At 71.8% G+C, this 25,374-nt stretch carries 24 protein-coding genes; 14 read left to right on the top strand and 10 right to left on the bottom strand.

Annotated elements, in window-relative coordinates; translation table 11 throughout:
- Positions 1-30 precede the first annotated feature (30 nt).
- The 8 genes from MDN94_RS26260 to MDN94_RS26295 all read left to right on the top strand — a co-directional run bounded on the left by MDN94_RS26260 (position 31) and on the right by MDN94_RS26295 (position 6,440).
- Positions 31-180, top strand: a complete 150-nt coding sequence (locus MDN94_RS26260) for a hypothetical protein (protein WP_482728374.1) — start codon at positions 31-33, stop codon at positions 178-180.
- On the top strand, positions 177-695 hold the full coding sequence (locus tag MDN94_RS26265; RefSeq protein ID WP_482728375.1) for a Crp/Fnr family transcriptional regulator: 519 nt from the start codon (positions 177-179) through the stop codon (positions 693-695). Before MDN94_RS26260 ends, MDN94_RS26265 begins: the two co-directional genes overlap by 4 nt.
- Positions 692-844, top strand: a complete 153-nt coding sequence (locus MDN94_RS26270; RefSeq protein WP_482729087.1) for a helix-turn-helix domain-containing protein — start codon at positions 692-694, stop codon at positions 842-844. Before MDN94_RS26265 ends, MDN94_RS26270 begins: the two co-directional genes overlap by 4 nt.
- Positions 845-932: 88 nt before the next feature.
- Positions 933-1,523 carry a redoxin family protein gene (locus MDN94_RS26275; protein ID WP_482728376.1) on the top strand — a complete coding sequence of 197 codons (591 nt, stop codon included), beginning with the start codon at positions 933-935 and terminating at the stop codon, positions 1,521-1,523.
- 12 nt (positions 1,524-1,535) lie between these two features.
- Positions 1,536-2,423 (top strand): cytochrome c biogenesis CcdA family protein, encoded by an 888-nt coding sequence (locus MDN94_RS26280; RefSeq protein WP_482728377.1) that lies wholly within the window; start codon positions 1,536-1,538, stop codon positions 2,421-2,423.
- 680 nt (positions 2,424-3,103) lie between these two features.
- The gene (locus tag MDN94_RS26285; protein WP_482728378.1) at positions 3,104-4,306 is read left to right on the top strand and encodes a D-alanyl-D-alanine carboxypeptidase family protein; all 1,203 of its coding nucleotides are present in this window, start codon (positions 3,104-3,106) and stop codon (positions 4,304-4,306) included.
- Positions 4,307-4,755: 449 nt separating this feature from the next.
- The gene (locus MDN94_RS26290; protein WP_482728379.1) at positions 4,756-5,544 is read left to right on the top strand and encodes an Fpg/Nei family DNA glycosylase; all 789 of its coding nucleotides are present in this window, start codon (positions 4,756-4,758) and stop codon (positions 5,542-5,544) included.
- 407 nt (positions 5,545-5,951) lie between these two features.
- Positions 5,952-6,440 (top strand): flavin reductase family protein, encoded by a 489-nt coding sequence (locus MDN94_RS26295; protein WP_482728380.1) that lies wholly within the window; start codon positions 5,952-5,954, stop codon positions 6,438-6,440.
- A gap of 65 nt (positions 6,441-6,505) precedes the next feature.
- Here MDN94_RS26295 and MDN94_RS26300 read toward each other — a convergent pair whose 3' ends face one another.
- Together MDN94_RS26300 and MDN94_RS26305 are read right to left on the bottom strand one after the other, a co-directional pair.
- Positions 6,506-7,369: a class II glutamine amidotransferase gene (locus tag MDN94_RS26300; RefSeq protein ID WP_482728381.1), complete on the bottom strand. Its 864-nt coding sequence runs from the start codon at positions 7,367-7,369 to the stop codon at positions 6,506-6,508.
- A gap of 43 nt (positions 7,370-7,412) precedes the next feature.
- Positions 7,413-7,721: a hypothetical protein gene (locus MDN94_RS26305; protein ID WP_482728382.1), complete on the bottom strand. Its 309-nt coding sequence runs from the start codon at positions 7,719-7,721 to the stop codon at positions 7,413-7,415.
- Between the two features lie 152 nt (positions 7,722-7,873).
- Between MDN94_RS26305 and MDN94_RS26310 the strand changes: the two genes are divergently transcribed.
- From MDN94_RS26310 to MDN94_RS26320, 3 genes are all read left to right on the top strand, one after another.
- Positions 7,874-8,092 (top strand): heavy-metal-associated domain-containing protein, encoded by a 219-nt coding sequence (locus MDN94_RS26310; RefSeq protein WP_482728383.1) that lies wholly within the window; start codon positions 7,874-7,876, stop codon positions 8,090-8,092.
- Between the two features lie 661 nt (positions 8,093-8,753).
- Positions 8,754-9,935: a low temperature requirement protein A gene (locus tag MDN94_RS26315; RefSeq protein WP_482728384.1), complete on the top strand. Its 1,182-nt coding sequence runs from the start codon at positions 8,754-8,756 to the stop codon at positions 9,933-9,935.
- A gap of 81 nt (positions 9,936-10,016) precedes the next feature.
- Positions 10,017-11,462: a glyceraldehyde-3-phosphate dehydrogenase gene (locus tag MDN94_RS26320; RefSeq protein ID WP_482728385.1), complete on the top strand. Its 1,446-nt coding sequence runs from the start codon at positions 10,017-10,019 to the stop codon at positions 11,460-11,462.
- Between the two features lie 64 nt (positions 11,463-11,526).
- On the opposite strand, the gene MDN94_RS26325 is transcribed toward MDN94_RS26320, so the two are convergent.
- The 4 genes from MDN94_RS26325 to MDN94_RS26340 form a co-directional block, all read right to left on the bottom strand.
- Complete coding sequence (locus MDN94_RS26325) at positions 11,527-12,582, bottom strand: maleylacetate reductase (protein ID WP_482728386.1); 1,056 nt, start codon at positions 12,580-12,582, stop codon at positions 11,527-11,529.
- A 305-nt stretch (positions 12,583-12,887) separates the two neighbouring features.
- Positions 12,888-14,018: a PP2C family protein-serine/threonine phosphatase gene (locus MDN94_RS26330; protein WP_482728387.1), complete on the bottom strand. Its 1,131-nt coding sequence runs from the start codon at positions 14,016-14,018 to the stop codon at positions 12,888-12,890.
- Between the two features lie 121 nt (positions 14,019-14,139).
- A complete protein-coding gene (locus MDN94_RS26335; RefSeq protein ID WP_005320750.1) occupies positions 14,140-14,343 on the bottom strand; it encodes a cold-shock protein in 204 nt (67 codons plus the stop codon).
- A gap of 232 nt (positions 14,344-14,575) precedes the next feature.
- Positions 14,576-15,580, bottom strand: a complete 1,005-nt coding sequence (locus tag MDN94_RS26340; protein WP_482728388.1) for a glutathione S-transferase family protein — start codon at positions 15,578-15,580, stop codon at positions 14,576-14,578.
- 178 nt (positions 15,581-15,758) lie between these two features.
- Here MDN94_RS26340 and MDN94_RS26345 point away from each other — a divergent pair, with 178 nt between their 5' ends.
- The gene (locus tag MDN94_RS26345; RefSeq protein WP_482728389.1) at positions 15,759-16,709 is read left to right on the top strand and encodes a GNAT family N-acetyltransferase; all 951 of its coding nucleotides are present in this window, start codon (positions 15,759-15,761) and stop codon (positions 16,707-16,709) included.
- 20 nt (positions 16,710-16,729) lie between these two features.
- On the opposite strand, the gene MDN94_RS26350 is transcribed toward MDN94_RS26345, so the two are convergent.
- Positions 16,730-19,690, bottom strand: coding sequence for an ATP-binding protein (locus tag MDN94_RS26350; protein ID WP_482728390.1), 2,961 nt, complete (start codon positions 19,688-19,690; stop codon positions 16,730-16,732).
- Positions 19,691-20,047: 357 nt separating this feature from the next.
- Here MDN94_RS26350 and MDN94_RS26355 point away from each other — a divergent pair, with 357 nt between their 5' ends.
- Positions 20,048-21,187 carry an isoafricanol synthase gene (locus tag MDN94_RS26355; RefSeq protein ID WP_482728391.1) on the top strand — a complete coding sequence of 380 codons (1,140 nt, stop codon included), beginning with the start codon at positions 20,048-20,050 and terminating at the stop codon, positions 21,185-21,187.
- Between the two features lie 52 nt (positions 21,188-21,239).
- Here the strand turns inward: MDN94_RS26355 and MDN94_RS26360 are convergent, their stop codons facing one another.
- Entirely contained in the window at positions 21,240-22,310 is a 1,071-nt protein-coding gene (locus MDN94_RS26360; protein WP_482728392.1) for a zinc-dependent alcohol dehydrogenase family protein, read from the bottom strand.
- A gap of 162 nt (positions 22,311-22,472) precedes the next feature.
- Positions 22,473-23,480 carry an NADP-dependent oxidoreductase gene (locus MDN94_RS26365; protein WP_482728393.1) on the bottom strand — a complete coding sequence of 336 codons (1,008 nt, stop codon included), beginning with the start codon at positions 23,478-23,480 and terminating at the stop codon, positions 22,473-22,475.
- Between the two features lie 101 nt (positions 23,481-23,581).
- Between MDN94_RS26365 and MDN94_RS26370 the strand changes: the two genes are divergently transcribed.
- On the top strand, positions 23,582-24,508 hold the full coding sequence (locus MDN94_RS26370) for a LysR family transcriptional regulator (protein ID WP_482728394.1): 927 nt from the start codon (positions 23,582-23,584) through the stop codon (positions 24,506-24,508).
- On the opposite strand, the gene MDN94_RS26375 is transcribed toward MDN94_RS26370, so the two are convergent.
- Positions 24,456-24,833 (bottom strand): hypothetical protein, encoded by a 378-nt coding sequence (locus tag MDN94_RS26375; RefSeq protein ID WP_482729088.1) that lies wholly within the window; start codon positions 24,831-24,833, stop codon positions 24,456-24,458. The two genes, MDN94_RS26370 and MDN94_RS26375, sit on opposite strands and share 53 nt — an antisense overlap.
- Positions 24,834-25,374 lie beyond the last annotated feature (541 nt).

Here is a 25,374-nt window from a genome sequence, read left to right on the forward strand (position 1 = left end):
GAAGTCACCGCAAGCGGGAGGACGATCACCATGGCCACCACCGTGCAGGCATCCCCGAAGACAGCCGCGATCCAGGTGTACGCGGTGTGGGGCGCCGCGGCCGGGCTCGTCGGAGGCGTCGGGATGGGCATCTGGATGTCGATGTCGAGGCCGATGATGGACACCGCCATATCACCATGATCGCGGGGCTCCTGGGCTCCACGAACGCCTTCGCCGGCTGGCCGATCCACCTGGCTGTCGCGACCTTCGCCGGCATCACCTTCGGCGTTGTGCTGGGGCAGTTCGCTCAGCGCCTCGCGCCCGCCGTCGCCCTCGGCCTCGCCTACGGCGCGGTGTGGTGGACCGTCGGCGCGCTGTGGATGACCGCGATCATCTCCCCGGGCACCATCTTCGGCGAGATGGTCCTGCTCGGACAGCACATGTACGACAACTACGCCGAAGCCCTCGACGACATCGTCGTATGCGTCATGAGCCGCGCGGACGTACACGAGTTCCTGCTCTCGGACGCCCGGATCGCCGCCCGGATCACCGCGATCTTGGGCAGGCGGCTGTCCGACCTCGAGCAGCGCCTGTCCGACAGTGACTTCAAGACCGTCGCCCAGCGCGTCGCCGGCACCCTGACCACCCTCACCAGCGCCCAGCCCCCCGGCCGGACCACTGCGGCCGGGTCGGACGTCACCCGCAGATCGCCCTGACCCACGAGCAGCTCGCCGCCCTCGCCGGCACCTCTCGCGAGACCCGCACGAAGGTGCTGCGCGACTACGCCGACCACGGCCTGCTCCGCCTGGCTCGCGGGCGGATCACCGTCCTCGACCCCGAGCGGCTCAAGGACGCCGCGGGCTGACGTCACCGAACCGTAAGAAGCGAGCCCCTGCCCGCCCGAGCTCCCGGCAACTACGTTCGCCACGACCCTCTACCCACAGGAGTACTCCTTGCGCACCCGCACCCTCCTCCCGGCCACGCTGGCCGCCGCCCTCCTCACCCTCACCGCATGCGGATCCGGCGAAGGCTCCACATCCGACAGCGGATCGGGAACTGCGGCCACGCCGGAGGCGTCATCCCCCGCTCAGCCGGCCGCCTCGAACGGCAACGGCAGCGGGGCGGAGGAGGCGCAGGTGCCGCAGGTGCTGAACTTCACCGCGACCACCGTGGACGGCAAGCCGTTCGACGCGAAGACGCTCGTGGGCAGGCCCACGGTCTTGTGGTTCTGGGCACCGTGGTGCCCCACGTGCAAGGGGCAGGCCGCCGAGACCGCGAAGGTCGCCGCCGACAACGCGGGCAAGGTGAACGTCGTCGGCGTCGCCGGCCTCGACAAGAGCGCCGCCATGCGCGACTTCGTCTCCGACACCGGCACCGGCTCCTTCCCCCACCTGTCCGACGAGAACGGCGAGGTGTGGAAGCGGTTCGAGGTCACCCAGCAGAGCCACTACGTGATCCTCGACAAGTCCGGCAAGACCGTCTACGAAGGCGTCCTGCCCGGCGGCAGGGGACTCGCCGACAAGGTCGCCGGACTCACCGGCTGAGCAGCACCCGCCATGGCCGACCTGCCCCTCGCCCTCGCCCTCGGCGCCGGGATGCTCGCCGCCGTCAACCCGTGCGGCTTCGCCCTGCTCCCCGCCTACCTCTCCCTGCTCGTCCTCGGCGACGACACCCCCGGCCGCACCGTCGCCGTCGGCCGGGCCCTGACCGCCACCACCGCCATGACCGCCGGGTTCGCCGCCCTCTTCGCCGTCTTCGGCCTCGCCATCCAGCCCGTCGCCGGGCAGGTCCAGCAGCACCTGCCCTGGTTCACCATCGCCTTCGGCCTGCTGATAGCCGCCGCCGGCGCCTGGCTGCTCGCGGGCCGGCAACTGCCCAGCATGGCCCCGAAGCTCCGGCGCGCACCGAAAGTGACCCGCTCCCTACCCTCGATGGCGCTGTTCGGCGCTGCGTATGCCACCGCCTCCCTCGGCTGCACCATCGCCCCCTTCCTCGCCATCGTCGTCTCCGCCCTCCGCAGCGGCTCCACCGGCGAGGGCATCGCCCTCTTCGCCGCCTACGCGGCCGGGATGGGGCTGATCGTCGGCGCTGCGTCCCTGGCCGTCGCGCTCACCCGCACCACCGCCGTCAGCCGCCTGCGCCGCCTCGGCGCCATCGCCCCGCGCCTCGGCGGCGCACTGCTCCTCCTCGCTGGCGCCTACGTCGCCCACTACGGCTGGTACGAAATCCGCGCACAGCGCGATCCCGCTGCGACCGACCCGATCATCGACACGGCAGCCACCGTCCAGCACGCTCTTGCCGACACCCTGGACACCGCCGGCCCGGCTGTGATCGCCGCCCTCGTGGCAGTTCTCCTCCTTGCGGCACTCCTGATTCGCCACCGCAGGCGCACCCGCCGGCCCGCCCCTGCGGACAGCCTGGCCGTCCCCGAGCGCCCGGCCTGAGCCGAGCCGGTGCGGGCGGGGCTCGGCGACGCCGCTCGCTGCGAGAAGCTGCGCGCCCAGTCGGCGGCCGCCGAGGACTTCGCGGCGACGCTCAGGCGGCGGATGGACGCCGCGAGGTAGGTCCGGTACTTCACCCCGGTGTACGCCGGACCACATGAGCGGGAACGTCTGCCGGTCCATGTGGCGGCAGACACCGCACGACGACGCCGCGAGCGTGGGAGGTGGAGCGGGGCCGGGACCTCCGGCCGTTGCTGCGCTCGCAGCCCCCGAGTCGACTCCGGCTGCGTCACAACGGGCGGCCACGGCCGGACTTCAGGAACTGACGGCCCCGTTCGGTCCAGTGATCGCCTCGACCCTCCACATCTTGTGACGGACGGTGGAGAAGCACACGGCCGGCATCTCCACCCAGCTCGGACCGTCCCGTTCAAAGGAGGGACACCGCCGCATGCCGGCCGTCCTCCGCTACCTCAGGGCCTGACATGCCGCGCTCGTCGGGCTTGTCAGGGCTGTCCAGGTCGCCCTGGCCGTTCGGGGTTACGTGCGGAGCGGCCGGTGCGCCGAGGGAGTGAGCAGGGGCCGGGTGCAGGGCTGCAGCCAAGGCGCCTGCCCATGGCCGGGGTGCTTCCTCCGGTCGGCTCAGCGGAACTGCGCGTCCGGTTGCCCGTTCCTACGCTGACCGAATGATCATCAGATTTACTGCACGGCTGGCCTTTTGCTGCGCGACGGCCGTCGCCGCCGGCGCACTCGGCCTGCTGCCGGTGTCCGCCGCGCAGACCGAACCCACGCCTCGACCCGCCTCCGCCGACGCGTCCCCGCTGCACCGGCCGGGCACCCACGTCGGGCCTCTCAACGGGGCCCCCGACCTCCCCGAAGACGTCTCCGCCCTCTCCTGGCTGGTGGCCGACGCGGATACCGGCGACGTGCTCGCCGCTCACGACGCGCACCGCCCATTGCCGCCCGCCAGCACCATCAAGACCCTCTTCGCCCTCACCGCGATCCCGAATCTGGCCGACGCCCCGCCGCACACGGTCACCGAGGAGGAACTCGAAGGAGTGGGTGAGGGAAGCAGCCTGGTCGGCATCGCGGCCGGACGCACGTACAAGCAGGACGACCTGTGGCGTGGGGTCTTCCTGAGCTCAGGGAACGACGCCGTGCGCGTCCTCGCCGAGATGAACGGCGGCTGGACGGCCACGGCGGAGCAGATGCAGGCCAAGGCCCGTGCGCTGGGCGCGTACGACACGCAGGTGGTCTCCCCCGACGGCTACGACGAACCCGGGCAGGTCTCCTCCGCCTTCGACCTGGCGGTGTTCGGGCGGGCCGGCCTGACGGACCAGCAGTTCGCTTCGTACGCATCCACCGTCGACGCCGCATTCCCCGGCGACACCTACGACGACGGCAGCCACAGCTGGACGTACGGCATCAGGAACACCAACCGGCTGCTGACCGGCGCGGACGGGGTGGAGCGATACCCGGGGATCATCGGCGTCAAGAACGGCTACACCTCCCACGCCGGCAACACCCTGGTCGCCGCCGCCCGCAGGGACGGACGCACGCTGGTGGTGACCGTGCTGAACCCTCAGTCGGGCGGTGGTCACACTGTCTACGAGGAGGCGCGCTCGCTCCTCGACTGGGGATTCGCCGCCGCGGGCCGTGCCGAGCCCGTCGGGTCGCTGGAGCCGCCGGCCGTACAGAAGGCCCCACCGGCCGGGCCCGGCCCCGTCACCCCGGCCGCCGTGCCGCCCGCTCGGGCCGCCGCTGTCTCAAAGGAGACCGGCACCGGCATCGCGTACGCCTGGCTGGGTGCTTTCGTAAGCGCTTCCGGTGTGGCCACCGTCCTCATCCTGCGGCTGCGTCGCAGGCACCGTCCGCCGGCGGGTTCCTGATGCTCCGGCAGCCGCCGCGCCGCGGGCGCCTGTCGGCTCCTCCACCCGGGCGTGGGCTCGGTGCACGGGTGACCTGCCTCCGCTGCCGGCGTTCGCCGCCTGCCTCGCCGCCACCATGGGGTTCTTCGCGTGAATCGCGGTCCACGTCCGTCGGCACGGCCGTCCGCGAGGCGTCGGCCTCGCACGACGAGGCGTTCCGGGTGACCGCCCATGAGTCCTACTACGAGGTCCGGGCGCACGCGGAACGTCAGGGTCAGGCCCCGTCACCCGACGGCCGGTGGGCGCCGGACCGGGAGGGTACGAGGCCTGTCGGCTCGGGGAACCGGCTGCCGCGAGGAGCTCGCCGGTGCCGCGGGCTGCGCGGCTCTCGAGGGGGCGCCCAGGGCCCGGGGCGCGGGCGCTGACCGTGGTGCACCGGCTCCGGACGGACGAGACGGTCGGAGGACGCCGTGCCGGAACTGCCTGATGTGGAAGGGTTCCGGGAGGTCCTGGCCTCCTGTGCGCGGGGCAAGCGGATCGAACGGGTGGAGGTGCACGACGCCGGTGTGCTGCACGGCGTCACCGTCTCGCGGCTGCGCCGGGCGCTGCGGGGCCGCCGGTTCGCCGAACCGGCCCGGCACGGGAAGTGGTTGCTGGCCCGCACCGACGGGCCCACCCTGATGATGCACTTCGGCATGACCGGACGACTGGTGTGCTGCCGCCCGGGCGACCCGCGGGATCCGCACGACCGGGTCGTCCTCACCGTGGACGGTGAGGAGCTGCGCTTCCGCGATCAGCGCAAACTGCAGGGCCTGTGGCTCGCCGACGACCCCGACGCCGATGTGGCGCGGATCCTGCACGACCAGGGGCCGGACGCGCTGTCGGTGGACAGGGCCGCTTTCGCGGAACTGCTCTCCCGGCGGCGCGGCCGCGTCAAGGCGGCCCTCACCGACCAGTCCGTGCTGGCGGGGCTGGGCAATCTGCTCGCCGACGAGATCCTGTGGCGCGCCGGCCTGCGTCCCACCCGCCGGGCGGACCTGCTCGACGACGACGAACTCGGGCGGCTGCACACCGAGATGCGGCGCACGCTGCGCTCATCGGTGCGTGCCGGGCGCGTTCCGCCGCGCAAGTCCTGGCTCACGGGCCGCCGTGACGACAGCGACCCCACCTGCCCGCGGTGCGACGGGCCGCTGAGCCGTGAACGCGTCGGCGGGCGCGGCACGGTGTGGTGTCCGCGCTGCCAGCCGGACGGTTCCTGACCCACGCGCCGGCCGGGCCGGGGACTTGTCCGTGCACGCCTCGTACGACCACCACCGCGCCGAAAACACCCTGCTGGTCGACTCCGACACGGCCGGCCGGGTCACCGTGCCGGAGCTGGGCCCGGCGCGTGGGCCGATGAGCGCTGGGCCGACTCGCTTCGCCGGAAGCGGGATTGCGTGCTGCCCGAGCACCAACGGCCCGCTTCCCGCCGCTCGACGGTCCCCGGCCTGCGTGGCCGTACGGGCCCGGCCGGAGCCGGGGCTCGTACGGCGTCGGTCCCGCACAGCACGGTGTCCTCCCCCGCCTCCCGTGTCGCGCGCCGGTGCGCAGGGCACCCGGGAGGTAACGGCCGCACGGCACGGCGCGCCGGTACGGGGCCTGCGGGAATGTCCGGGAGGGTTTCGCCATGGTGGACGTCAACGGATTCACTGACCTGCTGGACCCTCCCGTGTACCTCGTCACGGCGGCCGCTGACGGGCGGCGGGCCGGCTGCCTGGTCGGGTTCGCCTCCCAGTCCTCGCTGAACCCGGTGCGGTTCGTGGTGTGGCTGTCCAAGGTGAACCACACCTACCGCGTGGCACGCCGGGCCACGTACCTGGGCGTACATCTGCTCGGCCGGGAACAGCACGGGCTGGCCCGGCTGTTCGGCGGCGAGAGCGGCGACCGCGTCGACAAGTTCGAACCGACGCAGTGGGAGCCCGGGGCGCACGGCGTTCCCGTGCTGGCGGACGCCTGCGCCTGGTTCATCGGCCGGGTCGAGGAGCGGGCCGACTGGGGGGACCATGTGGGGTTCTGCCTCACCCCCGTCGACACGTCGGCAAAACCGCTGCCCCGGGGCGCGGTACTGCGCCTGAGCGATGTCCTCGATCTGAGCCCCGGGCACCCGGCACCCTGATCACGGCGGCGGCGCCGCCGTGGCCGGGCGAGACCGCGCCCCGGCCACCGGGGCACCGCGCCGCCTCATCGCACGGCGCTGTGCGTGAGCACCCCGTCGGCCTCCATCGGCACGAAGGGCCGCACGAAGTCCGACTCCGCGCCCACCGCGCCGTAGCTGCTCTCGGGGAACTCGGTCCACACCCCGGGCAGCCCGCTCAGCGGCTCCGACACGACAAGACGGGTGTCCTCGGAGAGTCCTCTCAGGAACTTCATGTCGGGGTGCAGCGCGCGCAGGGTCTCGACCTCTGCGCTGTAGTACAGAGAGCGTGAGCGGTGCTCGCTGGAGTAGCGGAAGGCCCACAGCCGCTCCCCGTCGGCCACTGCGACGGTCATCTGGAGCGGGCAGTCCACGCCGTGCCGGCGGCCCAGGGACTCCACATGGCCCGCCATGCGGGCGACGGCCGTCGGCGGGTCCTGGTCAAGGCCGAAGGTGAGCGCCAGGAAGAACATCACCTCGGAATCCGTCGAGCCCTCGATGTCGGCGAACAGCGACGGGTCGATGACCATGCAGAGGTCCCTGCGCAGCCGGTGGAAGTCGGCGATGGCGCCGTTGTGCATCCACAGCCACCGCCCGTGCCGGAACGGATGGCAGTTCGTCTGCTGGATGGCCGAGCCGGTCGAGGCGCGGATGTGGGCGAAGAAGAGGTGGGAGCGGATGTGCGCCGAGATCTCCCGCAGATTGCGGTTGTTCCACGCGGGTCCGGTGTCCCGGATCACCGCCGGAGTGCCGCCGTCGGGCGTGTACCAGCCGATGCCGAACCCGTCGCCGTTGGTCGTCTCTACCCCCATGCGGGAGTGCAGGCTCTGATCGATCAGCGAGTGTGCGGGGCGGTAGAGCAGCGAGTCGAGGAGCACCGGCGTTCCCGTATAGGCCACCCATCGGCACATCTGGACCCTCTCCCCTGCTCGAGGCACGCGGGCCCTTCCATCATCACGCGTCGATATCGTTGATCGCCACGCGGGACGGAAGCGGGACGGCGCCTGACACGTGGCGGGAGCATGACTCGCGGGTGCAGGTCCGGCGCGAAGACCAGTGGGGCAGTCGTGGTCGAGGCCGGTTCTCTTCGTCACCGATCGCGGGGGCGCCTATGGAGGCGGCGGGTTCCACGTCGACCGCGGCGAAGAAGTCGCGTGCGGGCGGGAATCCGGCCGCTGCCGCGCCGGCTCCGGCGGACGCCGGAGCGCCGGCCTTTCCGTCGGCGGCCGTGCCCTGGGGCGCGGTGGTCAGCGCTGTGCACACGACCGGGAACACGGTGGCCGTGGCGCGGGCGACGGTCCGTCGTGCTGGTCCGGGTGGTCGGGCGGCATTGCGCACGCCGGCAGCCGTCCCGTATACCTCCAGGGGGTATACACTGAGCCTGACGACGTCCCCGTTCCGGAAGGAGCACCGTGATGGTCGAAGATGTCTACGAGGTCAAGGGCATGACGTGCGGCCACTGCGTCAGCGCCGTGACGGCGGAGGTGCGAGCACTCGCGGGAGTGGAGAGCGTTCAGGTCGACCTCACATCCGGCGAGGTGACTGTCGCGAGCGAGCAGCAGCTCGCGTACGACGACGTCGCAGCGGCCGTCGACGAGGCGGGCTACGAGCTCACCGGCCGCCAGGAGCGGTGAGCGCCCGAAACTTCGAAGCGCTGCGCAGCGCGGCGGCCCACCCGCTTGGTCCGGGCCGTCGCGGTGGCGCTGCTTCAGGCAGCCGCGGCGAGACTGGCCGAATCGCGTCCACCGGCCTCGCGCGCACGACGTTCCGGTCGCGGAACCTGCCCCGACCGCGCAGGAGGCGCCGAGTACCCGCGGTAGCGGATGTGCGGCACCGCCGACGGCACGCCGTGGACCGAGGAGACCTTCCGTGCCGAGATGAACCGACCGGGAGCCCGAGCCAAGACGCTGTAGACGTCCGCCACCGCGGACCACATCAACGCCAACGGGCCGCGCAACCAGTGGCACGTCGTCGTCGGCAACCTGGAGGGCAGGACGCTCGTCACGTCGCTGCCGGTCCGTGAGGCCGCGGGCGCGATGCCGGCTCTTCCGGGCGGCTGCGAAGGAGCAGTCCTCCGCGGGCGTCCGAGCGCCAGAACGGGCCGCCCGCCGCGCCGCCGGGATCGAGGACCCGGTCGCACACCACGCGACGCCGGTCTTGAACTGGGACTCACCGAGGGGAAGCCCTCCGCCGAGAGGTGGCGGGCCGCGGCGCGGCCCACCATCTGTCCGCCACCCGTGTGGTACTCACTGGACACCGCTTCATCCCGCCCCCTCACGGCTGAGAACGTTCCCCATGAGCCACTCACACTCCACCGCCGGTGCATGGCACCGGCCGATGGTCGCCCGCCTGGCGAGCGAGAGCCATCGCACCGCCACCGCGCTGGAGCTGTTCTTCGACCTGTGTTTCGTCGTGGCCGTCGCCCAGGCGTCCGCGGCCTTCGAGCACGAGCTCGCCGAAGGGCACGTGGGCCACGGCGTCCTCGGATACGCGTTGGTGTTCTTCGCGATCTGGTGGGCCTGGATGAATTTCACCTGGTTCGCCTCCGCCTACGACACGGACGACATCCCTTACCGGCTCCTGACCTTCGTTCAGATCACCGGCGCGCTCGTCCTGGCCGCCGGAGTCGCGGAAGCCCTCGAGCACGACGACTTCACCGTCATCACCTGGGGTTACGTCATCATGCGGCTCGCGATGGTCACCCAGTGGCTGCGCGCCGCGTACTCCGATCCCGAACGGCGGCGCAGCTGCCTGCGCTACGCGGTCGGCGTCCTGGTGGTGCAGGTCGGCTGGGTGGCCCGGCTGGCTCTCCCCGACGACGGCAGGCTGGCCACCTTCCTGGTCCTGGTGGCGGCCGAACTCGCCGTCCCTGTCTGGGCCGAGAGCGCGGTCACCACCACCTGGCACCCCCACCACATCGCCGAGCGGTACGGACTGTTCACCATCATCGTCCTCGGCGAGACCATCACGGCCTCCACCACCGCCGTCCGCACGGCCCTTGACACCGACGCGGCCCTCGGCGACATCGCGACCATCGTCGTCGGCGGGGTGCTGACGGTTTTCGCCCTGTGGTGGCTCTACTTCATGCAGAACGCGCCGCGCCGGCTGACCGCCCTCAGGACCGCGCTGCTTTGGGGCTACGGCCACTACGCGGTCTTCGCCTCCGCGGCCGCCGTCGGCGCCGGCCTCGCCGTGAACGTCGCCCATGCCACCGGCCACAGCCACCTCACCGACCGTGGTGCCGCCCTGGCGTACACCGTCCCGGTCGCCGTCTTCCTCACCATGGTGTGGCTGCTGCACCACCGGGCCGCCGAGCTCCGCAGCCGGACGGACCTGGTCCACCCGGCGGCCGTGCTCGCGGTCCTGGCCTCCGTCTTCACACCCGCCCCGGTCCTGGTGACAGGCATCGTCACCTCCGCTCTCGTCGCCGCGACGCTCGTGCTGGCGTGGCGCGCGGAGAAGGCCGCGGCAGCGTGATCGCGCCCGGGTGGCCCCCTGTCAAGATCGAAAGGACGGGGGGTTAGCATATGAGCGCCACCTAGCTCGAAAGATAAACCTGTGACTGTCAACGAAGACGCGTTCACCAACTGGAAGACCCGCGAGGAGATCGCGGAGTCGATGATCCCGATCATCGGGAAGCTGCACCGGGAGCGGGACGTCACCGTCCTGCTCCACAGCCGCTCCCTGGTGAACAAGTCGGTGGTCAGCATCCTCAAGACCCACCGGTTCGCCCGGCAGATCGCCGGTGAGGAACTCTCCGTCACCGACACGATGCCGTTCCTGCAGGCCCTTACGACGCTCGACCTCGGCCCCTCCCAGATCGACCTCGCCCTGCTCGCGGAGGCGTACAAGGCCGACGACCGCGGACTGACCGTCGAGGGCTTCACGGCCGAGGCCGTGGCGGGCGCCACCGGCGCCAACAAGATCGAGCGCGGCGAGGGCCGTGACGTCGTCCTGTACGGGTTCGGCCGCATCGGCCGCCTCGTCGCACGCCTCCTCATCGAGAAGTCCGGCTCCGGCAACGGCCTGCGGCTGCGCGCGATCGTGGTGCGCGGCGGCGGTGAGCAGGACCTCGTGAAGCGCGCCTCGCTCCTGCGCCGCGACTCGATCCACGGCCAGTTCCAGGGCACGATCACCGTCGACGAGGCGAACAGCACGATCGTCGCGAACGGCAACGAGATCAAGGTCATCTACGCCGACGACCCGTCCGAGGTCGACTACACGGCGCATGGCATCGACAACGCCATCCTGATCGACAACACGGGCAAGTGGCGCGACCGCGAGGGCCTGTCGAAGCACCTGCGGCCCGGCATCGACAAGGTCGTCCTGACCGCTCCGGGCAAGGGCGACGTCCCCAACATCGTGCACGGCGTCAACCACGACACGATCAAGCCGGACGAGCAGATCCTGTCCTGCGCGTCCTGCACCACCAACGCGATCGTCCCGCCGCTGAAGGCGATGGCGGACGAGTACGGCGTCCTGCGCGGCCACGTGGAGACCGTCCACTCGTTCACCAACGACCAGAACCTGCTGGACAACTACCACAAGGCCGACCGCCGCGGCCGCTCCGCGCCGCTCAACATGGTCATCACCGAGACCGGCGCAGCCTCCGCCGTCGCCAAGGCACTGCCCGACCTGAAGGCGCCGATCACCGGCAGCTCGATCCGCGTGCCCGTGCCCGATGTCTCGATCGCCATCCTGAGTCTGCGCCTGGGCCGCGAGACCACCCGCGACGAGGTCCTCGACTACCTGCGCGACGTCTCGCTGCACTCGCCGCTGAAGCGCCAGATCGACTTCACCACGGCTCCCGACGCGGTCTCCATGGACTTCGTGGGCTCGCGTCACGCCTCGATCGTCGACGCCGGCGCCACCAAGGTCGACGGCGACAACGCGATCCTGTACCTGTGGTACGACAACGAGTTCGGCTACTCGTGCCAGGTCATCCGCGTCGTCCAGCACGTCTCCGGCGTGGAGTACCCGACCTACCCGGCCCCGGCGGTCTGAGCCAGGCTGCCGAAGAAGCTGTGTCCTCACCCCCTGCGAGGCGGCAGGGGGTGAGGACACTGTGCTACCAGGCGCCGTGCAGGAGCCGGGTCACGGCCTCGGTCTCCGGCGGCCGCGGATTCGGATACGGCCGGTCCGCGACCCGCTCCGCCACCGCGCCCAGGGCGTCGCGCGGAACTCCCAGGGCCCGGAGCGTGGTGGGGCCGTCGTGGCCTGCAGCAAGACGGCCGACGACCTCGACCGGGTCGCCGCCGGTGATCCGCTCCAAGCGGGCGGCGGCCTTCGGCGCCGACGGTAGATTGAACGCCATGACGTGCGCCAGCAGCATGGCGTGGAGCTCCGCGTGCGGCAGGTCGAACATCCCGCCGAGGACGTGCGCGAGCTGGTGGTGCAGCCCCGTCCGGGTCCGGGCCAGGCACAGGCCGGCGAGCCAGGCCGACTCCTGGAGCCGTTGGCGGTCCCGAAGTGACGTCAGGTCGGCGAGGACGTGCGGGAGCACGGTCAGGATGCCGTCGGCCGCCTCCGTCGCGAGGGCGTCGCTCAGGGCGGTCGCGTCCGGTGCCCAGAGCGCCTCGACCGCGTGGGCCAGGGCGTTCATGGAACTGGTCAGTGTGAGTCCCGCGGGCATCGTCAGCGTCAGCTCCGGATCGTAGACGACCGTCCCGGGGGTGATGGCCGGGTCACGTCGCGTCGTCTTCACTCCGTTCTCCGTCTCGCCGAGGACGGGCGTCACCTCCGAGCCGGCGTACGTGGTCGGGACGGCGACCTGCGGCATCCCCGTCCGCGCGGACAGCGCTTTGGCGAGCCCGACGGCCGAGCCGCCGCCGATGGCCACCACGACGTCCGCCGACGTCCTGCCCACGACCTCCATCGCCTTGTCGGTCACGGCGACCGGGGTGTGCACGACGGCTCCGTCGAAGCGTGCCGCCGACCGGGGGCCGAGTGCCCCGGCGAGTTCGTCGGCCGCCGTCCGGGCCGACCCGGTCGCGACCAGCAGCACCCGCCGGGCACCGAGCCGTTCGATCTCTCCGGGAATGCGGTGGCGTGCGCCCGGACCCACCAGGACGCGGGAGGGCGGCGTCTCGTGGACGGTCACGGGATCGACGGGGTTCTCGGACATCGGTCGGTGCCTCCGCGTTGCCGTACTCGGACGTGCGAGGACGAACGCCCGCGGCTTGCCACGAGGACCGTGCCGTTCGGGTCTTCGCCCCCGGGTCACGAGCTTCCCACGCCGGCGGAATCGGCCCGGACGACGGTGTACCCGGGGTTACGGCGGTACCCGGGGTTACGGCGGTCCGACCGACGTGCGAAGGGGCAGGCCTGTCGACGATCTCCGGTCGTTGCCCGGCTCTTCGGGTCCCGGGAGAGCGGTCCGCCGCGGGCCACCGGCCGCCCACTCCTCATCAGATCTCTTGGGCCGGCGGCTCAGATCTCTCGGGTCGTCGCGGCACGCGAGACGGCCACCATCGCGGCGTCGTCGCCCAGGCTCCCACCGGCCGCGTGGTCGAGCAGATCCTGGCGGAGGCGGCTGAGGAGGTCGTGCGGGTTCCGGCCCGCGCAGTCGGCGAGACGGTCCATGAGCGGGAAGAAGGTACCGGCCCCGTCGCGGGCCTCGATCACACCGTCCGTGTACAGCAGGAGGGTGTCGCCGGGCTCGAAGGCGAAGGTCTCGGCGGTAAAGGCCGGCCCCACGAACTCGGTCAGCCCGAGCGGCGGGACCGAATGGCGGACCTCCAGAGCGACGACCTCGCCGTCGCGCAGCAGCAGGGGCGGTGGGTGACCGCAATTGACCAGGTCGAGGGACGGCACGTCGTCGGGGACGTCGAGCACGGCCGCGGTGATGAACGCCTCGGTGGGCGTGCCGCCGGGCCCGGCCGCACCCGGGTCGTCTAGGTCGGAGGAGACGGTTCCCTCCAGATAGGCGACCAGCGAGGGAAGGTCGGCCTGCCGGTGGGCGGCACCCCGGAAGGCGCCGAGAAGGAGGGCGGCGTCCCCGACGGCCTCCAGGCCCTTGCCACGGACGTCACCGATGAGGAGCCGGGTCCCGACGGCGGTGCGCGCGGCCGCGTACAGGTCGCCGCCGATCTGCGCCTCAGCCTCGGCGGCCAGGTAGACGGAGGCGATGCGCAGGGGGCCGATCCGGTGCGGCAGCGGTCTCAGCACGACCTGCTGCGCGGCCTCTGCCACGGACCGCAGCTGGACCAGCTCCTTCTCGTGCCGTTCCCGCAGGTGGGCGAAGAAGGTGACGAACACCGAGATCAGTATCAGTGCGATGAGCTGGAAACTGTGGTTCAGGTCGATGAGGCTGGTGCGGACGATCGCGACCACGGCTTGGGCCAGGACGGCGACCGCGCCGATGCCGGCGGTGATCCGCGGGCCGGCGAACGAGGCCGTGACGGCGGGGGCGGCTGCCAGGAAGGGGCCCAGGTGGACCTCGGGGGGCGCGAGGATGTCCACCACCGTGACCGTCACGATCAGCGCGAGGACAACGGCCAGCAGCGTGTGGCCCGTCTCCCATGGCCGGGTGTGAATCCCGCGCGGCGGCCGCTGACCCATGCCTCCTGGATACACCCGCACCGGGCCCGGCACCCGCGCGGCACCCGGGTAGGGCGTGTCCGGGCACGACGACGCCCCCGGCACATGGTGCCGGGGGCGCTTGTCCGCGAGTGCCGTCAGGTCAGACCGGACGGACGTTCTCGGCCTGCGGGCCCTTCGGGCCCTGGGTGATGTCGAACTCCACCTGCTGGTTCTCCTCGAGAGAACGGAAGCCGGAGGCGTTGATCGCGGAGTAGTGGACGAAGACGTCGGGGCCGCCGCCGTCCTGGGCGATGAAGCCGAAGCCCTTTTCCGCGTTGAACCACTTCACGGTGCCTGAAGCCATGCTGCTCTCCAATTTCGGACGCGGGGCACCGGCTGTCCGATGCCCTCTGGGTGAGGTGATCGCCCTGGTCCTCGGACTGCTGAACAGCAAATGCGCCCACGGGAACTCCCCGTGAGCGCACGAGACTTCGGAACCACGACTGCTGTACCTGAAACTACCCCATGAGTGACCGCCCGGCCACAGAACGCGGCTGCGGAAATCCTCACGGCGCACAGCTTGTCCTTCATCGGGCCTACGACCTTCCCGGAACGGCCGGCACTTCCTCCCCCGGTGCGACCGGCCCCGGCGGCGTTCCGTCGCCGAACGGCCGCCCGCCGAGCGCCGCACGGTCGTGCGGCTCGAGCCAGCCCGACAGATCCGGGCCGACGGGCACGATCCCGGTCGGGTTGATGTCGCTGTGCACCAGGTAGTAGTGCCGCTTGATGTGGTCGAAGTCGACCGTGTCACCGAAGCCGGGCGTCTGGAACAGGTCACGCGCGTACGCCCAGAGCACCGGCATCTCGGACAGCTTCTGCCGGTTGCACTTGAAGTGGCCGTGGTAGACGGCGTCGAAGCGCACCAGCGTGGTGAACAGCCGTACGTCCGACTCGGTGATCGTGTCGCCGACGAGGTAGCGGGACCCTTCGAGCCGCTCCGAGAGCAGGTCGAGCCGGGCGAAGAGGCGCTCGTACGCCTCGGCGTACGACTCCTGCGAGCCGGCGAAGCCCGCCCGGTAGACGCCGTTGTTCACGTCCTTGTAGACCACCTCGTTCACCGCGTCGATCTCCGGCCGCAGCTCGGGAGGGTAGAGCTCCGGTGCCCCGTCGCGGTGGTGGGCCTTCCATTCCAGTGACATGTCGATCGTGATCTGCCGGAAGTCGTTGGTCACGACCTTGCCGGTCGGCACGTCGACGAGGGCCGGCACCGTGATGCCCCGGTCGTAGCCGGGATCGCGGGCCAGGAACGCCTCCTGGAGCCGTTCGAAGCCGAGCACCGGGTCACGGCCGTCCGGGTCGAGATCAAAGGTCCAGCTGCGCTCGTCGTGCGTGGGCCCGGCTATGCCCATCGACAGCACGCCCTCGAGCCCGAGCAGCCGCCGTACGATCACCGCCCGGCCGGCCCAAGGGCAGGCCCGGCTGACGACCAAGCGGTAGCGGTCGGGTTCCACGGGGAAGCCGTCGCGTCCGTCCGCGGTGACGCGGGTGGTGATGTACCGGCTGTCACGCGCATACTCCCCGCCAGGGTTCACATAACTCACGCCCTCCCCCTACCCAGGCCCGGCAGTGGCGAACGCGGCGAACGCCGGCGGACGCGAGGGAGCCGGTGACGCCGGCCGCGGCCCGGGCGTTACGAAAAGCGCTGTGTACCGACGGCCGCCTGTGTGATCATCGCGGGGCGCCGCACACCGTGACGCACCCGATGCCCCCGGAGGCCTTGTGCTCGTCCGCTCCATCACCGCCGCAGAATCGGAACGCGTCGCCACGTTCCTCGCAGAGCCGCCGCTCGACTGGATCAGCGCGGACCGCTTCCGCGCGGACTGGGAGACACGGCAGTACCGGCCCGAATGGACGTGGACGGCCGAGGACTCCCACGGCGAGTTGCTCGGTCGGGCCCTGTGGTGGGGCCGCACGGACGGGGAGCTTCCGGTGGCTCTGGACTGCCTCCATGTCCGCGAGGGCGTCCCGGACCGCGCGGCGGTGGCCGTGGCGCTCCTCGAGGCCGGCCACCGCGCGTTCCGGGAGCGTGGTGCCGAGCGGGATCCGCTCTACAACCTCGCGCTTCCCCGGGGCTGGCGCGGCGACGCCGGCACGGCGTCCGCGGTCGAGTGGCGGCGCCTCGCGGCCCGACGCGCCGGGCTGATCGAGGAGGTCGAGAGACTGCGTTACGAGTGGACGCCGCAGGCGGGGTTGCCCGCGGCCGGCACCAGGCTGACTTTCGCACCGGGTGACGACGCCGCGTTCCTCGACGCGTTCCGCCGTCTCGCCCAGGGCAGCCTCGACGTCCGGACCGGGCGTGAACTGGCCGTCAAGGACGCAGATGTCCAGGCCCGGGAGGACATGCAGTTCTATCTCGACGCGCCCGGCGAACGGGACTGGTGGCGGCTCGCGTACACGGCCGACGGCACGCTCGCGGGCCTTGCCATACCGTCCAGCACCGGCGGCGACAACCGGAACGTCGGATACCTGGGCGTGGTCCCGGAGTTCCGCGGCCGCGGGCTGATCGACGAGGTCCTGGCCCACATCACCCGTTTCCAGGCGGCAGCCGGCGCGGCGCGGATCACGGCCACCACGGACACCGTGAATCTGCCGATGGCCGCCGCGTTCGACCGCGCCGGCTACGAGGTCACGGAGATCCGCCTGGTCCTGGAGCAGCCGCCGAAGCCGTGACCCGTCACGACACCGCTGGGTCATGACCCCATGGGGCCGCCCGGGAGGCCGGAACCTGTGTGCGCGTCGGAGTCAGGTCCCGCGAGCAGCCGTGGGAGTCCCGCCTGATCGCAGCCGGCCTTCAGATATATGTCGGACAGCATCCGGGTCACCACCGGGTTCGCGGTGCCCAGCGCCTCCGCGATGCGGGCGTTGGACCAGCCGCGGGCGACCCATTCGGCCACGGTGCGCTCCTGCACCGTGAGTGAGTCGGCTGCCGCGGTGCGCGGCTGGAGCGGCCACATCCCCGTCGCGTCCAGCTCCTCGCGGGCCCGCGCCACCAGCGCGTCGGCCCCGCACTGCACGGCCCCCTCCAGCCCCCGGTGCAGCTGCTCGGCCGCGTCCTGCGGGAGCCCGCTGCGGCGCAGTGCCACTCCGTGGTCGATCAGCGCGCTCGCCAGGTCATGGCCGGACGGAGAGCGCTCGAGGTGCGAGACGGCCTCGGCGAGGACCGCGACCCGCTCGGGGCCGGGCGTCACCACCGCCATCGCGTGCAGCGCCTGTCCGACGGCGGACCGGGTGCCGAACCGCCGCGCCCTGCGGACGCCTTCGGCCGCGAGTTCCCGGGCCTGCTCGGGGTCGGTTCCGGCCTTGGTCCGGGCCAGGTGGAGCTGCCAGGGGCACCATGCCGGGTTGCGCATGCCGCGGGGCTCGAGGCGCTCGCCGACCCGGACGAGCTGCTGTTCGGCCTCGCGGCGCCTGCCGAGGGCGAGCAACAGCTCGCTGTGAACGGTCTGGGCGTCGGGGTACACCACCGCGCTGGGCACGATGTCGCCGTAGTGGTAGGTGGTGGCGAGCTCCTCTGCCTCCTCGGTGCGGCCGCGGGCGAGGAGGATCTCGATGAGGATGCCGATGGCGAAGTACTGCGCCGGCACCCGGTGTCCGACCCTGTCCGCGATCCGCAGACCGTCGCGGACCAGCGTCTCCGCGGAGTCGAGGCGTCCACGGCGGTAGCGGATGTAACCCAGGAGCGTGTAGCCGAATGACAGGTGCGCGCCGCGCCAGCCTCTGTCCTGGCACTCCGCGATGCCCTTCTGGAACAGTTCCTCCGCCCGTCCTGGCTGGTCGCAGTACATGAAGGTGAGGGCCACCAGGACCGGAACCTCGAAGCCCCACTGCTCGTCCGTCCACGGCAGTCCGTCGCCGAGGGCCTTCTCCGCCCACTCGAGCGCCGTCGCGGCCGGCTCGCCGCGCACCATCGCGTCCCAGGCCCGCAGGCCCATGATGTAGCGCTCCGCGGTGCCGTCGCCGGTGAGGTGGTCGGCGAGCCGGGCGAGCCTGCGTGAACGGGCGGGCGAGTCCTGCTCGTCGGCCCGGAAGGCGTTCCACATGAACTGCTCCGCCTGCATGTGCAGCCGGGTCTTGGCGTCTGTGGCCCAGCGGGCCCCCTCGGCGACCGTCCGGGCGGCCTCCGCCATCCGGTCGGAGTGGCCGAGAGCCTGCGCCAGCCGGTAGACGATCGCCTCCCGCAGGGCAGGGTCGAGGACGGGTTCGTCCAGTGCGGCCCGCAGGTGGTTGACCGTGATCGCGGGTTCCGTCAGCAGCGCGGAGCAGCCGAGGTCGAACAGGACCTGGGCGCGGTCCTCCATGGCCGGTGGTTCGCGCAGCGCCCGGCTGAGGCAGCGCCGGGCGGCGTCGGGAGCGCCTGCACGGAGGTAGTCGCCGGCGGCTTCCGACAGCTGCTGCACCACCCACGGGTCGCTCTCGGGATGCGTTTCGAGCAGGTGCCGGGCTGCGGCGGTGGCGCCAAGACCCGCATGGGAGATGACCGCGGCGGCCTGCCCGTGCATGGCGACGCGGAATGCCGCCGGTATCGCCCGGTAGACGGCTGTGGCGACGAGGGGGTGGAAGAACTCGAGGCGGTCGGACTCCTCGTCGTTCCCGTCGCGGGCGGGGTCGGCGAGGATGCGGGCCTCGCGCAGTTTCGCGACGGCGTCGGCGGATTCGGCGTCACCCAGTCCACCGACGCTCGCGGCCCGGCTGCGGGACGCCTCCGCGCCCAGCACGGCGGCGCCCCAGGCGAACCGGACGGCGGAGGTGCCGAGTCGCTCCAGTCGCTCGACGAGGCCGCCGCCCTTCACCGCCGAGGCCAGTTCCCGCAGTTCGGGCAGGTGGGCGACCTGGGGCTTGAGCCCGCGGTCGGCGACCCTGGCGGCGAGCTCGACCGCCTCGAACGGGTTCCCTCCGGTGACCGCCCAGGTCTCCCGGCAGAACGCGTCGTCGGCGTCCTCCCCGAGGGCGTCCCTGACGATGCGGCTGATCGCGCCTGGCGTGAGCGGCGCGAGGTCGAAGGGGCGCGACCCGTGCCGTTCGGCCAGCTTGCCGAACGCCAGTGCGTCGACGGGGAGTTCGTCGGGGCGGTAGGCGACGACGAGGAGCATCGGCAGCTCGGTGACCCGCGGCGCGAAGCCCGTCAGCCAGGTCAGCGACTCGGCGTCCGCCCAGTGGGCGTCGTCGAGCATGACCACCAGCGGCGCGTGCTGGACGGCGAACCGCGTGGCGACCCAGTCCAGACCGTCCCGCACTCCCTGCGGATCGGGAGAGCTGTTGCCGGCTCCCGCCACCAGCCCCACCGCGGGAGCGACGATGTCGTACCAACTCCCCAGTGTCCTGCGGTGCTCGTCCTCGCTGCCGGCCGCGAGCACCGGCTGCACGAGGTGGCGTACGACATGGAACGCGACGCCCTGCTCCTGCTCTCCGCCCCGTGCGGAGAGCACCGTGCAGCCGCGGGCGAGGGCCCTTCTGCGCACCTCGTTGAGGAGGGTGGTCTTACCGAGCCCGGCCGGCCCGGCGAACACCAGCAGGCCGCCGGTGCCGGCCGCCGTCAGTCCCTGGGAGGGGCCGCTCAGCTCGGCCAACAGGCCCTCCAGCGCCGCTGTTTCCGTCTCGCGCTCCAGCAGCAGCCGCTGCGGCCGCCCCGGGCGGTCTCCCATGTAAGCCATGTCCGTTCCCTCGACGCGTGTCGTCCCTGTTTCCGGGCCTCGTCCCGGGATCCCAACTACCGAGTGCGCAAAGCGTACGCAGGCGAGCACGATATGTGGTCCTCCGCACGGCTATTTCTCTCGGGATGATGTGAACGCGGTACAGCATGGCCGGATCCAGGTACTCTCATCCCTCACTGAAAGAGGGGGCGCGTTCAGGGGGCGCACAAGTGGCAGTGTGCGCGGGGCGCGCACCCCGTCCCCACCGCCGACCACGGTCCTTCCACCTGCACAACGCCTAGTCTCGGAACGGCACTCGGACGCGTCGGACACGCACCACGTACCGGTCCGGAGCGCCGCGACACCCCAGGGGGGCATATGGCACACGAGACGGTTTCCGGCCACCGGCTCCCGGGCCCCGCGCGCCCCTCGGACCCCACTCGGCGCACCGCGGCCATCAGGATCCCTTTCCCGGCGCGGCTGAGCCCTTACGCGGAACGCGCCCGGCAGCACACGCTCCAGTGGGTGCAGGAAACGGGTCTGCTCGCGGGCGACGTCGCGGCGGCGGAGTACGACGCGCTGCGGCTGGAGCGGCTGATGGCGTACTTCTACCCCGACGCCACGGCCGCCGACCTCGAGCTGGCCGCGGACTTCAACGCCTGGTTCTTCATCTTCGACGACCAGTTCGACGGAGGGCTGGGCACCCGGCCCCACGAGATCCGCGGCGTGGTGGACGCCCTCGTCGCGACCATGACGACGGACGGCGCGCCGCAGGCGTCCGACGACCGGGACACACCACTGGTGCGGGGTTTCCGGGACATCTGGCGGCGGTCCACCGCAGACGCTCCGAAGGAGTGGCTGCTCCGTTTCCGTGACCACTGGCAGGCGTACCTCGCCGCGCATGTGGGGGAGGCACACCATCGCAATGCCGACCGCCTGCCCTCGCTCGAACGGTTCCTGGAAGTGCGGCGGCACTCCATAGGGGTGCAGCCGTGCCTCGACTTCACCGAGCGGTGCGGGGGTTATGCCCTGCCCGAGGACCTGCACCGGTCCTTCCCGTTGCGGGAGATGCGCGAGATCACCGGCGATGTGGTGATCTTCGTCAACGACATCGTCTCGCTCGTCAAGGAGTTGGCGGCCGGAGACATCAACAACAGCGTGGTCATAGAGCGGGAGCACAAGGGCTGCACGCTGGAGGAGTCGGTCCAGCACATCACCGCGCTCGCCAACGCCCGGACGGCCCGCTTCGCCCGGCTCGCCGCCTCCCTCCCCGCGACGCTCGCCGAGCAGGGCGTGCCCGCCGTGACACGCGAACACGTCAGCCATTACGTGGACGGCATGCGCCATGTGATGGCGGGCAACCTGACCTGGTCACTGGCGACGTCCCGCTACGACGAGACCGGTGTCGCCGCGGTGAGCGGCGGACGCCGGCGCCCCTGGGACGGTCTCACCACGACGACGGGCCGGCCCCGGCCCGGCACCACGGCAAGCTCCGGCGACCGCCGCGCGGCGCCGTGAATTCCAGCCGGGGCTCTCTCGTTGGGATCCTGCCTGATCGGGACGAGAAGCCCTAGGCGGGCACACTGACCTCGTCGTGCCGCGGGCCGCCGAGCACGACCTTGAGGGCCCCGGTGTCCGTGGCGCGGGCGAAGACGTCGTACGCCTCCTCCATCTGCCCCAGTTCGAAGCGGTGCGTGACCATCGCCGACGCCGCCGGGAGCCGCCCGGCCGCCATCATCCTCAGCAGCATCGGCGTGGAGTGCGTGTCGACGAGTCCGGTCGTGATCGTCACGTCCTTGATCCACAGCTTCTCGAGATGGAGCGCCGCGGGCCTGCCGTGCACGCCGACGTTGGCGACATGGCCTCCGGGGCGCACCATCCGGGTGCACTGCTCGAACGCCTCGGGCACGCCGACCGCCTCGACGACGACATCGGCTCCGAGTCCTTCCGTCAGGTCCTCGACCAGTGCCTCGGGGCCTTCGTCGGCACCGACGGTGGCGTCGGCGCCCATGTCCCGTGCCGCCTGGAGCCGGGATTCCGCCAGGTCGACGGCGATGATCCGTCCCGGGCTGTAGAGCTGGGCGGTGGCGATGGTGGCGAGCCCGATCGGCCCGGCGCCGACCACGACGACGGTGTCGCCGGGCCGCACCCGCCCGTTGAGCACGCCCACTTCGTACCCGGTGGGGAAGATGTCGGCCAGCAGCACGGCGTCCTCGCTGTCAACAGCCCCGGGAAGCGGGTGCACCGACAGGTCGGCGAAGGGCACACGGACATACTCGGCCTGGGTACCGTCGATCAGATGCCCGAGCACCCAGCCGCCGCCCCCACGGCACTGTCCGTAGCGGTTCTCCCGGCAGAAGACGCAGCGGCCGCACGCCGCGATGCAGGAGACCAGCACCCGGTCACCGGGACGGACCGTACGCACCTCGCTGCCGACCTCCACCACCTCACCGACGGCTTCGTGGCCCAGGACCCTGCCGGGTGCCACTTCGGGGACGTCCCCCTTGATGATGTGCAGGTCCGTGCCGCAGATGGTGACGGCGTCGACGCGAATGACCGCGTCGGCGGCGTCCTTGAGATCGGGGTCCGGAACGTCCTGCCAGGACGTCTGTCCCGGGCCTTGGAACACCAGTGCCTTCATGACGTCGTCCTTTCCGGTGCCGCTCCGCCGGCGGCCGCACGGCGTGCGTCCGGGCCGGTCACCGCCGGTCTCTTCCAGGGTCCCGCCGCCCCGCGACACCGCAAGTCCTGTTGCCGGCCCTCGCGCTCCCGGAGGGCCCCCCGTCCGGTTCGCCCCACCGGTTCACTTTTCGGGCCGGGTCACGAGCATCTTCCCGGTGTTCTCGCCCCTCAGCATGCCGAGGAACGCCTCCACGATGTTCTCGAACCCCATGACCACTGTCTGGTCCGGCGTGATCCGGCCGCTGCGTAGATGCGGCACCAGAAAGTCTTCGAACTCCTCCTGCAAGTGGGCGTGGTCGCGGACGAGTAGGCCCTCCAGGCGCAGGCTCTTGCCGACGATGTCGAAGAGATTGCGCGGCGCTGCCGGCGGCCGCGCGTGGTGGTACTGGGCGACCGCCCCGACCCAGGCGATCCGCCCGTGATCGCGCAGGGCCTCGATGGCGCCCTCCAGATGGTCTCCGCCGACGTTGTCCACGTAAGCGTCGATCCCGTCCGGCGCGGCCTTCCGGAGCAGTTCGCCGACCGGGCCGTCGTGGTAGTCGAAGGCGGCGTCGAAGCCCAGCCGTCCAGTGAGGTGCGCGACCTTGGCGGCGGAGCCGGCGCTGCCCACGAGCCGGCCGGCGCCCATGAGCCGGGCGATCCGGCCGGCCGCCGTCCCCACCCCGCCTGCGGCCGCCGAGACGAACAGGTCCTCCCCCGGTTCCAGCCGCAGCGTGCGGGTGAGCGCCACATAGGCGGTCAGGCCCGTGCCGCCGAGGATGCTCAGGTGTGCGGAGAGCGGGACGCCGTCATACCGCCGGAGCTTGCGTGTTCCGGCCGTGCCGAGCGTCACCAGGGCGTGGGTGCGCCATCCGCTGCGGTGGAGGACGAGGTCGCCTTCGCTCAGTCCCGGGTCACGGGATTCGACGACCCGGCCGATCGTGCGGCCCTCCAGCGGTGCGTTCAGCGCGAAGTCGCCGTCCATCATCTCGCGGTGGTAGGGGTCGACGGACCAGTGGAGGTTCTCCACAAGTGCCGTACCGGGCGCGGCCGCCGGTACGGGCGATTCGACGAACCTGAACTGGTGGGAGGCCGGGAAGCCCTCGGGGCGGGCGGTCTGGTGGACGGTGAGCGAGGTCTGAGTCGTCATGATCGAGACCGTAGGGAGCTTGTGGCGGGCCGGGCAGTAGGGTGCGTCGATGGAACCACTGCATCCATGAACGTCTCTCATACCTGGAGGTCAGCGCCTCGATGTCCGATCTCGCCCCGCAGGAACTGCGGGTGCTCGTCGCCGTGGGCGACGAGGGCGGCTTCTCGGCGGCAGCCGCCGTGCTCGGCATGACCCAGTCGGCGGTCTCGCACTCGGTGCGCGGCAGCGAACGCAAGCTCGGGGCGGTGCTCTTCGACCGGGGGCGTCGCGGGGCCGTGCCCACGGCCGCGGGCGAGAAGGCCGTCGCCCACGCCCGGCGGGTACTGCGACTGCTCGAGGTGATGGGTGCCGAAGTGCGTGGGGCGGAGAGCCGCTCGGCCGCCGGACCACTGCGCATCGCCGCCTTCCGCAGCGCCGCGCTCCACCTGCTGCCGCGCGCCTTGGAGGCTCTGGCCAGGAGCCATCCGGAGGTGGTGCCGGAAGTGCGGATCGTACGGGAGGTAGGGCGCGGCACGGCGGGTGAAGTGCTGGACGGGCGCGCGGACCTGGGCATCGCGACGATCGGTACGACTTCGCCCGTACCGCCGGAGCTGATCGGAGCGGTCCTGTTGGAGGAGGGATACGCGCTGGTGCACCCGGCCGGGCATCCGTCACCACGCACACTTCCGTTGGTCGACTGGGCCGAGAACTGCACCTCGTACACGCGTACTTGGTGGCAGGAGCAGGAATGGCTGCCGCCGGCAACGGTCGAGGCCCAGGACGACGGAGCAGTGCTCTCGTTGGTGAGCAGCGGTTTCGGCATGGCTGTCATGCCGATGTTGTCCCTGACCGGAGCACCGGACACCGTCGAGATCATTGATCTCGGCACGGAGCGCCCCACGCGGTCGGTCGGCTATGTCACCACCCGCGAGCTGGCGGCATCGGCTGCCGTCCGGGCCTTGATCCGGGAGCTGCGAGCGCCGGGCGGGCCGGACTTCACCGGCTCTTCCGGTGTGCGGCGCGGGGTCCGGCGGGGCCGGACCGGGTGACCAGGGCTGCGCCGGGCCCGTCAAGGAATCCGAGCAGCACGGCGGCCTCCGCCCTTAGTCGCGCGGCCCGGTCCGCGTGAGTCGGCGCGGTCAGTTCCGCCGCCGCCTCCAGCCGTTCGGCGATCTCGGCGCGCACGATGGCCGCGGTGGCGTGCTCGCTCAGCTCTCGCCGCGCCACCTCGGTCGCGCCGGCGCCGACCGGCGACTCCTCAAGGGACGCCGCCCCACGGATGCCGGCTGAACCCATGGGCACCGCTTCTGCGTTGTCCAGCGCCGCGAGCGTCGCGCGGAGAGCGCTCACGGCGACCTTGTCGCGGGCGCGCATGGCTTGGGGCAGGGATTCACGCATACGGATACGCAGAGACATGCGGGTGACCCTATGGCCGTGCCCCTGGCCCTACAACGGGATATCCGCCCTTCGGCACGCCTATGGGGGCGAATGCGCGGAGAGGCGCCCCGCGGTGACCCGCCGACGTGCCCGCCCGGACGGCCGGGCCGCCGCCCCGCTGGGCCCGGACCGCGAAAGTCAGGTGCCGCCCCGGACCGCGGGTCGGAACGCTGCGGGGTCGGCCTGCCGGTGCGGCGGGCCGGGTGACCGCGCAGGGGTACAGTTCGCCACCCCGGAAGGCACCGGGTGTGCTCGTCCGGGACCGGTGTGTGGGCGGCGCCGCTCCCTGTGCCGATACACCAGGGCGGACGTATTGTCCATATATGGTCGATGAAGGGTGTGATCGAAGCGGGCCACCGGGTCCGGCCGGGCCCGTGGCGCCTTCGGCGGTCGCGGCGCACCGGCGGACGGGAGCCCACCGGGCCGGCGGCGGCGCGCGACCGGCCGTGAACGGCGAGGCGCGTAGCCGCCGCGGAGG

The organism is Streptomyces sp. WAC00040, from assembly GCF_056835925.1.

Coding starts and splice junctions, on each gene's coding strand:
- MDN94_RS26300 (WP_482728381.1), bottom strand. CDS start 7,369: ATGTGCCGATGGGTGGCCTATACGGGAACGCCGGTGCTCCTCGACTCG.
- MDN94_RS26280 (WP_482728377.1), top strand. CDS start 1,536: ATGGCCGACCTGCCCCTCGCCCTCGCCCTCGGCGCCGGGATGCTCGCC.
- MDN94_RS26325 (WP_482728386.1), bottom strand. CDS start 12,582: ATGTCCGAGAACCCCGTCGATCCCGTGACCGTCCACGAGACGCCGCCC.
- MDN94_RS26365 (WP_482728393.1), bottom strand. CDS start 23,480: ATGACGACTCAGACCTCGCTCACCGTCCACCAGACCGCCCGCCCCGAG.
- MDN94_RS26260 (WP_482728374.1), top strand. CDS start 31: ATGGCCACCACCGTGCAGGCATCCCCGAAGACAGCCGCGATCCAGGTG.
- MDN94_RS26360 (WP_482728392.1), bottom strand. CDS start 22,310: ATGAAGGCACTGGTGTTCCAAGGCCCGGGACAGACGTCCTGGCAGGAC.
- MDN94_RS26355 (WP_482728391.1), top strand. CDS start 20,048: ATGGCACACGAGACGGTTTCCGGCCACCGGCTCCCGGGCCCCGCGCGC.
- MDN94_RS26375 (WP_482729088.1), bottom strand. CDS start 24,833: ATGCGCGCCCGCGACAAGGTCGCCGTGAGCGCTCTCCGCGCGACGCTC.
- MDN94_RS26350 (WP_482728390.1), bottom strand. CDS start 19,690: ATGGCTTACATGGGAGACCGCCCGGGGCGGCCGCAGCGGCTGCTGCTG.
- MDN94_RS26315 (WP_482728384.1), top strand. CDS start 8,754: ATGAGCCACTCACACTCCACCGCCGGTGCATGGCACCGGCCGATGGTC.
- MDN94_RS26285 (WP_482728378.1), top strand. CDS start 3,104: ATGATCATCAGATTTACTGCACGGCTGGCCTTTTGCTGCGCGACGGCC.
- MDN94_RS26295 (WP_482728380.1), top strand. CDS start 5,952: ATGGTGGACGTCAACGGATTCACTGACCTGCTGGACCCTCCCGTGTAC.
- MDN94_RS26330 (WP_482728387.1), bottom strand. CDS start 14,018: ATGGGTCAGCGGCCGCCGCGCGGGATTCACACCCGGCCATGGGAGACG.
- MDN94_RS26335 (WP_005320750.1), bottom strand. CDS start 14,343: ATGGCTTCAGGCACCGTGAAGTGGTTCAACGCGGAAAAGGGCTTCGGC.
- MDN94_RS26370 (WP_482728394.1), top strand. CDS start 23,582: ATGTCCGATCTCGCCCCGCAGGAACTGCGGGTGCTCGTCGCCGTGGGC.
- MDN94_RS26265 (WP_482728375.1), top strand. CDS start 177: ATGATCGCGGGGCTCCTGGGCTCCACGAACGCCTTCGCCGGCTGGCCG.
- MDN94_RS26310 (WP_482728383.1), top strand. CDS start 7,874: ATGGTCGAAGATGTCTACGAGGTCAAGGGCATGACGTGCGGCCACTGC.